Origin of the sequence: Paenibacillus sp. FSL H3-0321 (assembly GCF_038002865.1) — a bacterium.
Lineage (GTDB): Bacteria > Bacillota > Bacilli > Paenibacillales > Paenibacillaceae > Paenibacillus_AQ.
In genome coordinates, this window is record NZ_JBBODH010000001.1 from 849,100 (window position 1) to 862,308 (window position 13,209).

The 13,209-nt window shown below is 50.0% G+C and carries 12 protein-coding genes; 5 read left to right on the forward strand and 7 right to left on the reverse strand.

What is annotated here, in order from left to right; translation table 11 throughout:
• Positions 1-10 precede the first annotated feature (10 nt).
• The 5 genes from MHI45_RS03630 to MHI45_RS03650 all read left to right on the forward strand — a co-directional run bounded on the left by MHI45_RS03630 (position 11) and on the right by MHI45_RS03650 (position 4,580).
• Positions 11-526 carry a MogA/MoaB family molybdenum cofactor biosynthesis protein gene (locus MHI45_RS03630; protein WP_179091686.1) on the forward strand — a complete coding sequence of 172 codons (516 nt, stop codon included), beginning with the start codon at positions 11-13 and terminating at the stop codon, positions 524-526.
• 333 nt (positions 527-859) lie between these two features.
• Positions 860-1,894 (forward strand): ArsR/SmtB family transcription factor, encoded by a 1,035-nt coding sequence (locus MHI45_RS03635; RefSeq protein ID WP_076109465.1) that lies wholly within the window; start codon positions 860-862, stop codon positions 1,892-1,894.
• 31 nt (positions 1,895-1,925) lie between these two features.
• Positions 1,926-2,723 carry an ABC transporter permease gene (locus MHI45_RS03640; RefSeq protein WP_076109464.1) on the forward strand — a complete coding sequence of 266 codons (798 nt, stop codon included), beginning with the start codon at positions 1,926-1,928 and terminating at the stop codon, positions 2,721-2,723.
• 22 nt (positions 2,724-2,745) lie between these two features.
• Positions 2,746-3,765: an ABC transporter ATP-binding protein gene (locus MHI45_RS03645; protein WP_076109463.1), complete on the forward strand. Its 1,020-nt coding sequence runs from the start codon at positions 2,746-2,748 to the stop codon at positions 3,763-3,765.
• Complete coding sequence (locus MHI45_RS03650) at positions 3,762-4,580, forward strand: ABC transporter permease (protein ID WP_038593130.1); 819 nt, start codon at positions 3,762-3,764, stop codon at positions 4,578-4,580. The genes MHI45_RS03645 and MHI45_RS03650 overlap by 4 nt, the downstream gene beginning before the upstream one ends.
• A 151-nt stretch (positions 4,581-4,731) precedes the next feature.
• Here the strand turns inward: MHI45_RS03650 and MHI45_RS03655 are convergent, their stop codons facing one another.
• From MHI45_RS03655 to MHI45_RS03685, 7 genes are all read right to left on the reverse strand, one after another.
• The gene (locus tag MHI45_RS03655) at positions 4,732-5,037 is read right to left on the reverse strand and encodes a hypothetical protein (RefSeq protein WP_076109462.1); all 306 of its coding nucleotides are present in this window, start codon (positions 5,035-5,037) and stop codon (positions 4,732-4,734) included.
• Positions 5,038-5,117: 80 nt separating this feature from the next.
• Positions 5,118-5,720, reverse strand: a complete 603-nt coding sequence (locus MHI45_RS03660; protein ID WP_076109461.1) for a DUF1349 domain-containing protein — start codon at positions 5,718-5,720, stop codon at positions 5,118-5,120.
• Between the two features lie 225 nt (positions 5,721-5,945).
• Positions 5,946-7,616, reverse strand: a complete 1,671-nt coding sequence (locus MHI45_RS03665) for an extracellular solute-binding protein (protein WP_076109460.1) — start codon at positions 7,614-7,616, stop codon at positions 5,946-5,948.
• A gap of 38 nt (positions 7,617-7,654) precedes the next feature.
• Positions 7,655-8,524, reverse strand: a complete 870-nt coding sequence (locus tag MHI45_RS03670) for a carbohydrate ABC transporter permease (protein WP_038593138.1) — start codon at positions 8,522-8,524, stop codon at positions 7,655-7,657.
• A gap of 13 nt (positions 8,525-8,537) precedes the next feature.
• Positions 8,538-9,509 (reverse strand): ABC transporter permease, encoded by a 972-nt coding sequence (locus MHI45_RS03675; RefSeq protein WP_038593140.1) that lies wholly within the window; start codon positions 9,507-9,509, stop codon positions 8,538-8,540.
• 257 nt (positions 9,510-9,766) lie between these two features.
• Positions 9,767-11,281 carry a response regulator transcription factor gene (locus MHI45_RS03680; protein ID WP_076109459.1) on the reverse strand — a complete coding sequence of 505 codons (1,515 nt, stop codon included), beginning with the start codon at positions 11,279-11,281 and terminating at the stop codon, positions 9,767-9,769.
• Complete coding sequence (locus MHI45_RS03685) at positions 11,253-13,061, reverse strand: cache domain-containing sensor histidine kinase (RefSeq protein WP_076109458.1); 1,809 nt, start codon at positions 13,059-13,061, stop codon at positions 11,253-11,255. Before MHI45_RS03685 ends, MHI45_RS03680 begins: the two co-directional genes overlap by 29 nt.
• Positions 13,062-13,209 lie beyond the last annotated feature (148 nt).

Here is a 13,209-nt window from a genome sequence, read left to right on the forward strand (position 1 = left end):
GTTGGTCTGCATGTCATCTGTAGAGGAACACCGGCGTGAAGCGCCCCAAACGGTGGCCTGCCATATTATAACGGTCTCGGACACGCGTACCCTGGAGACCGACACCGGAGGCGCCCTGATAGAATCTATGCTTAAAGAGGCTGGATTTGTAGTCACTGGCCGCGACATCGTCAAGGACGATTACGAAGATATCCGCGAACTGGTCTACAAAAGCTCCGTGCACTCCGGCATCGAAGCCGTACTGCTGACCGGGGGAACAGGGATTTCACCGCGGGATACCACTTACGAAGCCGTTGCTTCCCTGCTTGACAAGTCGCTGCCGGGCTTCGGGGAGATTTTCCGGCTGCTGAGCTTCACGGAAGATATCGGCTCCGCTGCGATCCTCAGCCGGGCTATAGCCGGGACGATCGGCAACACGGCTATCTTCTCCATGCCCGGTTCCACCGGTGCAATTAAGCTGGCCATGGAACGGCTGATTATTCCCGAGCTGCGCCATGTCATGCGTGAAATATATAAACAGCCGTAACTGGAATATAGGACAGAGTAATGGAATGCCCATATTTACTGGAGCATGGACAAATGAGCAATCCCATATTTACACTTACTCTGTCAGAGATGAGATGTGCACTATCTCCGGCTCCATGCGCGGCAAGAAGCGATAACAGCTCTTCCAAATCATAATAATGCTGCCCTCAAAGGTGAAAGAACAAATGCGTGCACGGTATTCACGCGGTGTTCTTTCGCCTTTTTCAGCTGTGGAAAAATCCATTGACAACCGGGGCTGTGAAATTTATAATATTGAACACTTTACGCGAAAGTGGTTTTTGATTAACCAAATGGTTAATCGGAAAGGAACGAGATGAGCTCACTCTTAACCTTGCAACGCAAGATCAAAACCGTCATCAGTCCGTATCATGAACTGCTGTGCAGTCTGCATGTGCTGCATCAGCCTCAGCATCATCCGAAACGGCTGCATTGGGCCAGGGAACTTACAGCGCAAATGCCGCACTCGTTGTGCGAGGAGATTCAGACTATCGGGAGGATATCGGACGGATGGCTGTCCCTGATGACACCAGTTCGTCCCGGCTCCTCCTTGACATGCTCCGAAGGCATCGCACTGCTCAAGAGTCTGCCCGATGCAGAATTTATGCACCTTTTGCTGAACAGCAAGGTCTCGCTTGGAACGATTCTTGAATGGCAGCAGGGCAGGTTAGCAAACCCTCACGGAGAACAGCCGGATGAAGCCGGGCTGTATCTGCTGAAGAATCTCAAAGACGTCCGCCACCTGCTGCTTGCTGTGCTGGAGACCTACGAGAGGGAGTATTTCCGCAAGGAATGGGATTACATCGCCCCGTGGATCAGCACAACCGCCACACAGTTTCAGGCAGATGTAATCCGCTCAGCCGAAAAGGCACTGAATTCGCTGCACCCGCGCCTGCTCGCCGGGAGCGGAACCTTTACCGCCCAGAAGGCAGTCACCTACTATTTCCCCTATGATCGTCTGCAGCAGGTGTATGTATTGCCTTCAACCTTCATCCACCCGCATCTGCTAATGGACTGGAGCGAGGATACACTGACCCTTCCGCTGGCCGTGGATATTCCCGGCCTGCCTTACAGCGAAGCACCTCCGGAGGATCTGCTGCGCCAGTTGAAGGCGCTCGGTGATGGAAGCCGCCTGCGAATTCTAAAGCTGCTGTGGCAGGCTCCGCATTGCACGAAACAACTGGCCCCGCTTCTCGGCATCTCAGAAGCGGCTGTATCGAAGCAGTTGAAGCAACTGGTTGAGGCCGGACTGGCGGGTTCCGAGCGGAAAGGCAATTACTTGTTCTACTTCTGCAACAAGGAAGCCTTTGACAGTCTGATCAACTTGCAAAGGCAGTTTTTCGAACAATAACGCCGATTACTGAAAAAGGAGTTGTTTCTTTGTGTGGCAAACCGCAATCGCAACCGCAGTCAGGAACCAGAGATCCAATCTGAGAGCTTACCCCTGGACCTTTACCTTCGGTCATATTATTGAAGGAGGCTATCTTGTCCTAATTTCTTATTTCTCGTATTACTATTTGATCCGGGGCGAACTGGATGCGCAGTTCTCTGTTTTTGCAGGCAGCAGCAACTACCTGGCCTATGTAATCATCGGAGGGGCACTAAGCATTTTCTCCACCAGCATGATCATGAATGTCTCCCGCGCGCTGATGACAGAATGGCGGGAAGGAACCCTGGAAGCGCTGCTGCTCTCCCCCTCCAGACGGAACGGATATTTTCTGGGCAACGCCGCCCAGCAGCTGTACCGCAGCGGTTTTGAACTGATCACGATCCTGTTGTTTGGATATCTGGCAGGCCTTCGCCTCCCCACCCCCCATCTGCTGTCGGTATTGACCAGCGGACTGCTTTTCTTGCTGTCCTGCTATGCGATGGCTCTGGTGCTGGGAAGCATCATGCTGTACACAAGAGATACATACATCGTACAAAACACTTTTTTTGCGGTAACTACGCTGCTCTGCGGATTTCAGTTCCCGCGGCAATATTTGCCCGGTTATCTGCAGCAGGCAGCCGAGATTTTTCCGCTGACCTCTGCACTTGAGCTTCTGCGCAGCAGTCTGCTTACCGGAGAGGTAGTTGGACTGCGTGATGTTCCCCTGGTCCTGCTGCTGTCGTTCCTTTACATCGCAGTAGGCTTATGGTGCAACCGGCGCGTGGAGCGTGGAATGTTTGAGCGATTTTAGCCAGTGAAGGAGTGAATAGCAAATGATTCAAATGAATGAGGTTACCAAAACGTACGAAACGAGGAACAGAACTGGCTTATTCCGCTCCGAGCTAAAGAGAGTGACTGCCGTTAAAAACCTGTCGCTGAACATTGATAAAGGGGAAATTGTCGGATTGCTGGGCCTGAATGGTGCTGGCAAAACGACAACCATCCGTATGTTATCCACCCTGCTTGATCCCACCTCAGGGGATATTCAGATTGACGGCGTTTCTTTAGCCGGAAACCGGCGTGATGTGCAACAGAAGGTCAACATGATTGCCGGTGGAGAACGGATGCTCTACTGGAGACTCACAGGAAGAGAAAACCTGCAATATTTCGGCAAATTATACGGTCTCAGTGCTTCCAAAATTCGTGTGGAAAGTGATCGACTACTTGCTGAAGTCGGCCTGACTGAAGCCGCAGACCAGCCTGTGGAGCAATATTCCAAAGGAATGAAGCAGCGCCTGCAGATTGCCCGCGGTCTGATCAATGACCCGCAATATTTATTTCTTGATGAGCCGACACTCGGGCTGGATGCGCCTATTGCCAGGCAGCTGCGGGGCACTGTGCGGCAGCTCGCCAAAGAGCAAGGCAAAGGCATCCTCCTGACCAGCCATTATTTGCAGGAGGTTGAAGAGCTCTGTGACCGGGTGTATGTACTGAATCGCGGCGAGCTGCTGCTGTGCGACAAGCCGGAGGCGATTGTCCGGCAGGTTGCCGGATCGCAGACCGCACATCTCGATGTCACCGGTTGGGATGAAGCCTTGCGCCCGCAACTGCTGGAGCATCTGGGCCAGCTGGGCCATCCGGCAGAGCTGGCGGGCAGCTGCCGAAGCGATGAATCCTCATTTGGGAGCGATGCCTTCTACCGTATCTCCGTGCAGACCCCTTCCGCCGACAGGCTGATTACGGAGCTGCTGCCCTGGACCGCAGCAAACGGTCTGGTGATCACCGGTTTTTCCTGCGACAAGCCCAATCTGGAGGATGCGATCATTTTGCTCTCGGAAGGACGGGTGTCATGAGGCCCGGCGGTTTATGGCTGACGGTTGCAGCCGAGCTGCGCAAGCAGCACCAGAACCGTACGAAGGGCCGGACTGTGTTTTTCTCCCTGCTGTTTTGGCCGGCGCTCGCCTTCTTGACTTCCTATTATTCGATGAAGCCTTATCGCAGCGGAGAGGGCTCCATGCTCTCGCAGGTCATCCCTGACGGCAGAATCCCCCTATTTTTGCTGAGCGGCTATCTGGTCTTTCAGCTGTTCTGGACAGCGGTAGAATCGGCATGGTTGTTCGAATTGGAGCGCAAAGGCGGAACGGTGGAGACCGTCTTCCTGACCCCGTCCTCAAAGATGGGTTTTCTGTACGGGCGTTCTCTGTATTCTCTGCTTCACGGCATCTGGATGTTCGCCTCCTTTTCACTGCTCACCTTCATCTTTGTAGCGGATATGTCCTCTGTAAACTGGCTCGCGCTGCTAATGGTCCTCCTGGTAACGCTGGCAGCGGCCATAGTCTGGGGAGCATTGCTCTGTGCGGTATCCTTGTTCTCCAGGGAATCTTCGTTTCTGTACTATATCTTCCAGGCGCCGATGCAGCTGTTCGGGGGCGTGCGCATACCTCCGGCGGTCTTCCCGGCTTGGGCTACAGGATTATCTGCACTGTTCCCGGTCACCTACAGCTTGATTCTGGTGCGCGGGGCACTTTATAACGACATCGGCACAGGCTGGTGGTGGTCTCTCGTCATCCTGATTATCGGCAGCCTCGCGCTGATCGGCTGCACCCGCTACACGCTGTACCGGGCAGAAAGACATGCCAGAATGAAAGGCAACTGGACTTTATTTTGATACTATCGCAGCATTACACGTAGATAGGGTTTAGCTCACCTCATACACAAGAAATACAGATAGAAACAGGCCAGCCGGGAATCGGGCTGGCCTGTTTCTATGCGTTGCGGGATCTCCCTCAGTTTGAGTTTTTTTGCATTTCACCACAAATTCAATGGGCACCCATATGTCCCCAAAGTCCGTTAAAAAACGCTTTTACCTTTTTAGAGTATTTGCCCCTCTCTTTATCCATCGAGGTATACACAATTGGAATTCCGGCTTTGTTGCCCGTTTCTGATTCTGTCACAGACGTTTCTCCTGGAGCGACCGCTCCATATACGTCCGGAGTATTGCCTCTCAGCTCTGCCCGGATGGTGAATGATTGATCTGTATCATGTTGTGAAGGCTGGTTAGTGCCTGTCAGCATACTCCCTACAGTCCAAACAGCAGCAAGCCATCCCGCAATATAGCGCTTCATATCCGATACCCCCTAAGCCAAGTATTCTTAGATCCTGTTAACTATAGGATGGCTGGGAGTTCAAAAAATATGCAGCAGGATTAGAGCAGCGGGGGATCCGTATGTACATCTTTATCGGGACCCGTAGTTATCCAGCGTGTAAAGACAACCTTTAATCCCGCCCTTGTAGGAGCACAGACGAAGGGTCCCGCTTGTACACCGGACTCATAAGGAAAACGGGCAACCCGCAAGGTCCGCCATGGATGCGATTGCGTTCTGGCTCTGATGATGACTGCATCCTTCATGCGCGAAGCGCGGAAAGTTACGGTCTCTCCGGCCCATTCTGCCACGGGTGACAACGACCAGTCGGAGAATCCGTCAGTTACAACTGCACCGGCATGAGGCACGCCATCATTCATCTCTATGCCTGCTTTAATCCAGACTGTAGGGCTATGCCACAGCATAATTCCCGCCTGATCGTATAGTTCTGTGATGCCCTGCAATGAAAAGCTGATTTCAACCGCTTCTCCATCTTTCCATGGAGCCAGCAGTGCATGCCCGTTGTCATGCTGAAATTCATACATCGTTTTTTGCCAATAATCGCTGCCCTCTACTGCTTCGACAATCAATTGATCTCCCTGTAGGGTACAGCTCTTCGGTTCATTGGTCCATATCCCATCCTGCCAGTTGTTCGTCTTTACCATTTAGGTACCTCCACTTTCCGTTTTCACATCAGCCATTAACTTGCTAGGCACAAATTACCATAACAACAATATAACCTAACATTGCGGCGGTATGAAGCTTATAAATGCTGTGCGCTGAAATTAAGCCGGGTGTGGTGGCAAAATAATACCTAATTTATGCAGGAACGACGTTGGTTAACTACTGGCTTTTGGGTCTTGCCCAATGTTATCCGCCTGTTCAAGCCCTTATTTCTTGTAGTCTGCCTGTTGCTGTTCGTAAATCTTATAGAAATCGCTCCATACCAGAACATTATCTTTTTCCTTGCCCCACCATTCCTTGTACCAGTCTTCTATTTCCTTGCCGCCTCCGTTTTCCCACTTCTTTTGCGCATCCGCCGCTGCTTGTTCGACGGTATATTTGCTGCCGCTGATAATGGACCGGGTGAAAATATCGTTTACCTCAGTAGTGACATTGTTGAATTTCACCTGCAACCCTTTGGGCAGCTGCGGCATATGCTCGGAATGGGTGAGGCCTTCACCTACCTGCAAATGGTTCATGTAGACATCGCGGGCCTCTCTGAACAGGCGCAGCCCTTCTTGTTGTACCGGAATATCCTCATTAAACAGACTCTCTGTATACCCGGCCTTGCCTTCCTCAAGACGGCTGTAAAGCATTGCATAGTCACTCGCCCAGCTCACTTCATTTTTGTATTTCTCCTGATCGGTAATCACCATCCGGCCATCGGCTTCTACTTTATAATGAGTGCCTTCGAAACCGTTTTTAAACGTTCGTCCAGTCTCGGTTTTAGTCATAAAATCTATATATTTCATGACCGCCTCCGGGTCTTTTGCTCTCGCATTCACCACAGCCGTCATTTGAACCGGATTGTTCCATACCATCGTATACTGTCCTACACTCGTAGTAGGGAGCGGTATCACTTTAAGTTTTGCACCTGGAACATTCTGCGTAAGCGTATCCAGCTCCTTAGCTGCAAAGCCAGTGTAATCGCCGGTCATAAAGGCATACATGCCTATTTTCCCATTCAGGAAATCCTGTTTGGTTTTAGAGCCATCCTTATCCGTCAGAAAATCCTTGTCCACCACTCCCGCTTCATAGAGGCTGCGCTTAAACGCAGTAGATTCTTTCATATTGTTAAGCCCCACGACGATATCATTATTTTTATCCACATTCACCCAGTTAGCGTTAAACATATAGCGGAACAGCCCCGCTGTGTCTCCAAACTGCAGGCCGCCGATCCCATACGTATCCTTCTTGCCATTACCGTCCGGGTCCTGATCGGTAAAAGCCTTGGCCACCTCAATCATCTCTTCTTCGGTTGCCGGAGGCTGGAGTCCAAGCTTGTTCAGCCAGTCCTCACGAATGAAGAAGCTCATTAATGGATATACCTCATTTATGCGCCCTACTTCATACAATTTGCCATCCGTTTTGGTACCGGCTTTTCTTAATTCCGGATATTTCACAAGCAGCGCCTTATACTCGACACTGGTATTTTCAATCAGATCGTCGAGCGGCAGAAGCTGCTTCTGATCAAACAGCGTATTGCGGATACTGGTGCCGAACTCAAAAATTAAATCCGGTGCACTTCCCGATGCAAGTAGCACATTGAGCTTGGACTGTGATTCCCAGCGTGGGACTGCGGTAAACTTCACATTCGCTGGGCCGTTTTCGTTGATCCACTTTGACCACATGTTATCTTCGATCGTCCCCATACCGCTGGGTACTGCTCCCCGGTCATAGATGGTGGATGAAATATTGCCCCGTTTTTCCCCACTTTCCTCCTTCGCTTGCTTGCCGTCTGCCTCTCCACCATTGCCGCCGGAACATCCGGCCAGTAGTCCAGCTCCCAATGCTCCAACCATCAAACCTTTCATCCATTTCTTGAATCCGTCAGCCATACATAAGCCCCTCTTTCTTATGGAATTTATAACAACACTCAGCCTTTAATGGAGCCAAGCATTACACCTTTCACAAAATATTTCTGCAGAAATGGATATACGGCCAATATCGGAACAATCATAACAATGACCGCCGCTGATCTTACACCCTCAGGTGTCAGGTTGGAAACCATCGTAGGATCGGAGAAATCCTGGACCAGCGAAGTAGACTTGATCATATTCTGGACCAGTACCGTCATATTGAATTTGACAGTGTCATTGATATAAATCATCACACTCATAAATGAATTCCAATAGCCCACTCCATAAAATAAGGCCAGCGTAGCCAGCATCGGTTTGGATAGCGGGAGGACAATCCGGAATAGTAGCCCCAGCTCACTGCATCCATCGATACGTGCCGCTTCGTCCACTTCCTTCGGCAAATTCTCAAATGAAGAACGCATAATAAGCATGTTGTACGTGCTGACCAGTCCAGGCAGCCATAATGCCCCGTAGCTGTTGACCAAGCCGAGCTTTTGGACAACCAGATAAGTCGGAATCAGACCGCCGTTAAAAATCATTGTAAATACCATAGCCATGGTGAAAAATCTTCTGCTGTAGAATTGTTTTCTGGAAAGCGGATATGCAGCCATGATTGTTACAGCCATACTGAGCGCAGTACCGATCAATGTAATCTCCACACTGTTCCAGAATGAACGCACAATCGGCGTTCCCTTGAACAGGCTCTCGAAAGAGAATAAGCTGAAGTCGACTGGCCACAGTCCTACACGTCCCGCCATCACAGCATTAGCACCACTGAGAGATAATGCTGTGACATTCAGCAGCGGCAGTATACAGCTTAAGGCAATCAGGGACAGGACAATATAGTTGAGCGTATAAAAAACTTGTTCACCTCTTGTATCTTTCACAGCTATCCCCTCCTCACCATAATCCTTCGTTAAATTTGCGGGCGATATAATTGGCACTGAAAATCAGGAGGAACGCAACCAGCGATTCGAACAGCCCCATGGCGGTGGTCAGACTGAATTGGGCGCCCTGCAGACCGGTCCGGTAAATGTATGTGCTGATTACATCCGCGATCTGGTTAACGTTTGAATTCTGGAGCATGTAGACCTGGTCAAAGCCCACTTCCATGACACGCCCCATCGACAGGATCAGCAACAGGATAATGGTCGGCCGGATGCCCGGAATGGTTACATGCCAGATCTGGCGCAGCTTGCTTGCTCCGTCCATCCCTGCGGCCTCGTAGAGGCTCGGGTCAATGGTTGTTAAGGCCGCCAGAAAAATGATGGCATTAAACCCCATATCCTTCCATATGCCGGAGCCGACAAATATCGCGATCCAAGAGCCTTTGCTGTACATGAAGGCAAAAGGTTCACCGTAGATCTTTTCCACCAGATTGTTGACTATCCCATGCTCCATAGAGAAAACTGTCGTGACCATCATGGCAATGATGACCCACGAGAGAAAATGCGGCATATAGACAATCGTCTGAATTGTACGTTTGAATCCCATATTCCTTACCTCGTTAAGCATAATTGCCAAAATAATCGGAATGGGAAATCCGAATACAACGCTCAGCAAACTCAAACCCACAGTGTTTCGAATAATCTCAAGTGTCCTGGAATCCTGAAACAAAGTTTGAAAATGCTGAAATCCCACCCACGGGCTGTTCAAAACTCCATCGTAAAAATTGTAATCTTTGAACGCAAGAACCAACCCTCCGATTGGCGCATACCGAAAAATCACATAAAATAATATGACGGGCACAAACATGATCAGCAGGGGAATGTTTGATTTGAACCGTCTTAACGCTTGCTGTCTTGTTCTGTGCTTCGCGACCTTATCTCCCGGCCGGAATACCGGGCCTCTCACTGTGCGTGCTGCCTTCATCTCTTCTCTCCTCTCAAGGCTGTATCCATCTGTAATCTATTCTAGTGACATCTGCAAACGCAATCATTTGATATTTACCGATGATTTATTGAAATTCTACACAAGTAGAACAGGTTTGCCGTCCTCTGAACGAGGTGTACCTCATTATCTGAGAAATACAAAACGGATTGATTGCAGAAATATTCAATCTCTTGCAACCCAAAAAAAACCAGCCAATGGCTGAGTTTTGGATGTTATTGTGTGGAGTCCTTTATACATTAATCAATCAAGCCTTCACCTGTTTGTTTACGGTATTCGCTGGGCGATTTCCCGGTAAGCTGTTTAAAAACGGTCGTGAAATAACTGGAATTATCAAATCCGCTCTCCTCGGCAATTTCCAGCATCCTTAGTTTAGTTCCGGCCAAAAGCGATTTTGCCCGCTCAATCCGCAGGTGGCTAACATAGCTGGTAAACCCTATGCCTGTCTCCTTTTTAAACAGGTTACTGAGATAATTAGGCGTCACATGCACATGCCCGGCCACTGTCTGCAGCGTGCATACCCCGCGGTAATGAGAGTCAATGTATTGCTTCGCCCGTAAGACGACATCACCCTGCTTCTCCTGCAGCCACTGTACGAATAAGGCGATGAAATCCCTGCTCTTGCCCTCGGCCCATTCCATAAGCTCGGGTACAGAGCGAAGCATCAGGATCGCTCCAGGATTCAGGGCTTCATATCCGGCAGCTTTCAAATGCCTGAAGTCATTCATTAGAATATCCGAGAAAGCGGTCATCATCGTGTAGACCTCCGTTTTTCCGGACTGAAGGTCCATGATTGATGCTTTTTGAAGATAAGCTGTTATCCTTTCCCTTACCCCCTGCAGGTTACTTGTGATCAACAAGGACAGCAATTCTTCCTTGAACGGGTAGGAGCGCTGCGGATTCATCCCGTCGGGGGGAGTTTCCCCGCCGGCTGCTTTCCCGATTTTTTGGTATTGTGCCGCCAAGCCGTCAAGCTGCCGGAGAATTCCTCCATCCAGCCAGCAGACCTGAATACCAGTATAGCGGCTTACCGTGCTCCGAACTGTCGATTGATAAGCGGCGGCAACGGGCCCCGGCTCCAGCAGGAAGGCAAACTCTTCACTCCTCAATGGGAACCATATTCCCCGCACACCATGCCTCACCATCAACTCCGTTATAATGTTGGATACCGCATAATGCAGAAGCCCTACATCCCGCTGCGTATAAGTTTTCTCATGCGGATAATAGCTTCGGACTCTTAGAATACAGAAGGAGAAGCCTGCCCACTCCCTGCTGCAGGCCTCCCACGCCTCAAGATCGTGGGAGCATCCGTAGAGAGCCGCCCGGAACAGATTGATCTGCCGTTCTTTGAGCCGGACCTTTTTTTCCAGCATGTTCAGGCGGAACTTCTCATAGGCCTTGCGCAGGACGCGGTAAACTTCATCCAGAGAAAACGGTTTCAGAAGGAACTCGACTGCACCGTACCGTACCGCCCGCTGTGCGTACTCAAATTCCCGGTAACCGGTCAGAATAATCACCATGACGTTTGGATTGCTGTCCGAGAGCCTTTCCGTCAACGAAAGACCATCCATAACAGGCATATTAATATCTGTAATGACCAAATCGGGCATGCACAGCTCCATTGCAGCCAGAGCTTCCTCCCCGTCTGCCGCTTCGCCGACCACTTCCCATCCCAGCTCATTGGTGCTGATCAACTTCATCAGCCCTTCGCGGAACCAAGCTTCGTCATCCACGACGAGCAGCTTTCCGATCATATCCGTTCCCCCCTCCCGCAGAATGATATGGAAGACGCAGGCGTACCAGCGTCCCCTTCCCTATTGCTGAGTGAATATCCACCCCGTAAGGAGCGCCATACACCAATTCAATACGGCGGATGACGCTCCTGGTACCGATATGCCGGCCGCCATCGTCCGCGATGCCTGGCAACTCCAAAATGCTCCGGATCAGAGCTTGATCCATACCGCTGCCGTTGTCGGCGATTTCCAGAACCAGCTGCTCCGGATTTTCTCCGGCCGCCAGCATCCGGTATCCGCTGATCGTTAGGCGGCGGTCGTTTTTTTTGTTACGAAAAGCATGCACAAACACATTTTCCACAATGGGTTGAAGCAGCAGCCGGATAACCGGGCAGTTCAACAGCTCGTCTGGAAGATCAATCTCTATTGAGAGCGCCTCCTGATAACGCGCCTTCTGAATTTCAAGGTAGTTGTTAATCTGCTTGATTTCATCATGCAAGGTCGTCAAATGCTGTACCGGCTCCAACGTATACTGCAGCATCTCCGACAAATTATTGACAAGTTGCGCTGAATTCTCATCGCCGTGCATGTAGAACTTCCAAAAAAACATACCCAATGTATTGTACAGAAAATGGGGGTTAAGCTGTGCCTGAATAGCTTTCAGCTCTGCTTCCTTCTCACTGATCTCCCGTTCATAAACCTCATGTATCAACGTTTCTATCCGGGAAGTCATGCGGTTAAAGCTGTCCCCAATAAAAGCCAGCTCGTCACGTGTCCTGATGCTGACCCGTGTGTCGAACTTCCCTTCACGCACCCGCCTCATTCCTTGCACAAGGCTTCCCAGCGGGCGAAGCAGCCTTCTGCTGATTACGGTAATGATTAACCAGGAACAGAAGAGACTAGCCAGGGCGGATATAATGGCCACTTGTAAAATCACTTTACTCCGGCTTTGGATCTGTTCAAGCGAAACCTTGCTCACCAGCGAGAAATTTACCTTGTCCGCTACTTGATTCGTATATAAATAGGAGATTCCGCCCTCTTTCTGGATCAGATTCGCATCAGTGCCCAATTCCGGCAAATCCGGAACAGATTCTGCGTCCCCGCTCAATGAATACAGCAGCTTACCGTCACCATCGAACAGATAAGCATTCGCATCCTCATGCACGCGCAAATCTTTAAGATGAGACTCAAATAAAGAGGTATTAAACAGAATAAGCATCATTCCATAGGTCTCCAGATCAACAGAACGCATCAATCTGCCCGCCATTACCCAATTTGTAGGTTCCATCTGGCTCCCGGGGTCAAGTTTGACCCGGCTCCAGACATATTCCCCAGCGGTTCCTTCCAGCCTGTCTATCATGTCTTCCAAGCAGGTTGGGTCCAGACGCTGGAAAGAACCGGATAAAGTTCCCAGGTTCATAATATTACCCTTGAGATCATAGATTCGCATACCTATCATTTCCGGAGCGTCTAGCCGGACCTGGTATAACTGTTCATCCAATACTCTCTCAACCTGCATTCTTTCAAAAGAAGTTGCCCCTGCCGTCTGATTAAGAATCGCTGTTTTCACCGAAGGATTAAGTGTGATATAGTCTGTAATCCTGTACATGTCCTTTACCCGGGAATCGAGACGAGCCAGCACTTGTTTTGTAGTCTGTCTGTATTGGCGGCTGATCTCCTGATTAAACAGCGAGAGATGCACCTTGTATGTAATCAGTCCGGTTATACCCGAGATGATAAGTGTTGCCACTGACAACGCGGCTATCAGCTTGGTGCTAAATTTAAAGCGGTTACAAAACAAACGGCTTAACCTCCTCAAAAATGAATTCCGAGAGAATAATGCCATCTTAACGCAACGCTGTCGTCCGTTTCAATTACATTTAACAAAAAAATAAAAGAACAGTCCCATAACCATCTTGGGAGATGATTATAGGACTGTCTATACCCTC

Bases quoted from the DNA above. Each gene is read 5' to 3' on its own strand.
- MHI45_RS03635 (WP_076109465.1), top strand. From the start codon at position 860: ATGAGCTCACTCTTAACCTTGCAACGCAAGATCAAAACCGTCATCAGT.
- MHI45_RS03675 (WP_038593140.1), bottom strand. From the start codon at position 9,509: ATGAAGGCAGCACGCACAGTGAGAGGCCCGGTATTCCGGCCGGGAGAT.
- MHI45_RS03665 (WP_076109460.1), bottom strand. From the start codon at position 7,616: ATGGCTGACGGATTCAAGAAATGGATGAAAGGTTTGATGGTTGGAGCA.
- MHI45_RS03630 (WP_179091686.1), top strand. From the start codon at position 11: ATGTCATCTGTAGAGGAACACCGGCGTGAAGCGCCCCAAACGGTGGCC.
- MHI45_RS03660 (WP_076109461.1), bottom strand. From the start codon at position 5,720: ATGGTAAAGACGAACAACTGGCAGGATGGGATATGGACCAATGAACCG.
- MHI45_RS03645 (WP_076109463.1), top strand. From the start codon at position 2,746: ATGATTCAAATGAATGAGGTTACCAAAACGTACGAAACGAGGAACAGA.
- MHI45_RS03650 (WP_038593130.1), top strand. From the start codon at position 3,762: ATGAGGCCCGGCGGTTTATGGCTGACGGTTGCAGCCGAGCTGCGCAAG.
- MHI45_RS03680 (WP_076109459.1), bottom strand. From the start codon at position 11,281: ATGATCGGAAAGCTGCTCGTCGTGGATGACGAAGCTTGGTTCCGCGAA.
- MHI45_RS03655 (WP_076109462.1), bottom strand. From the start codon at position 5,037: ATGAAGCGCTATATTGCGGGATGGCTTGCTGCTGTTTGGACTGTAGGG.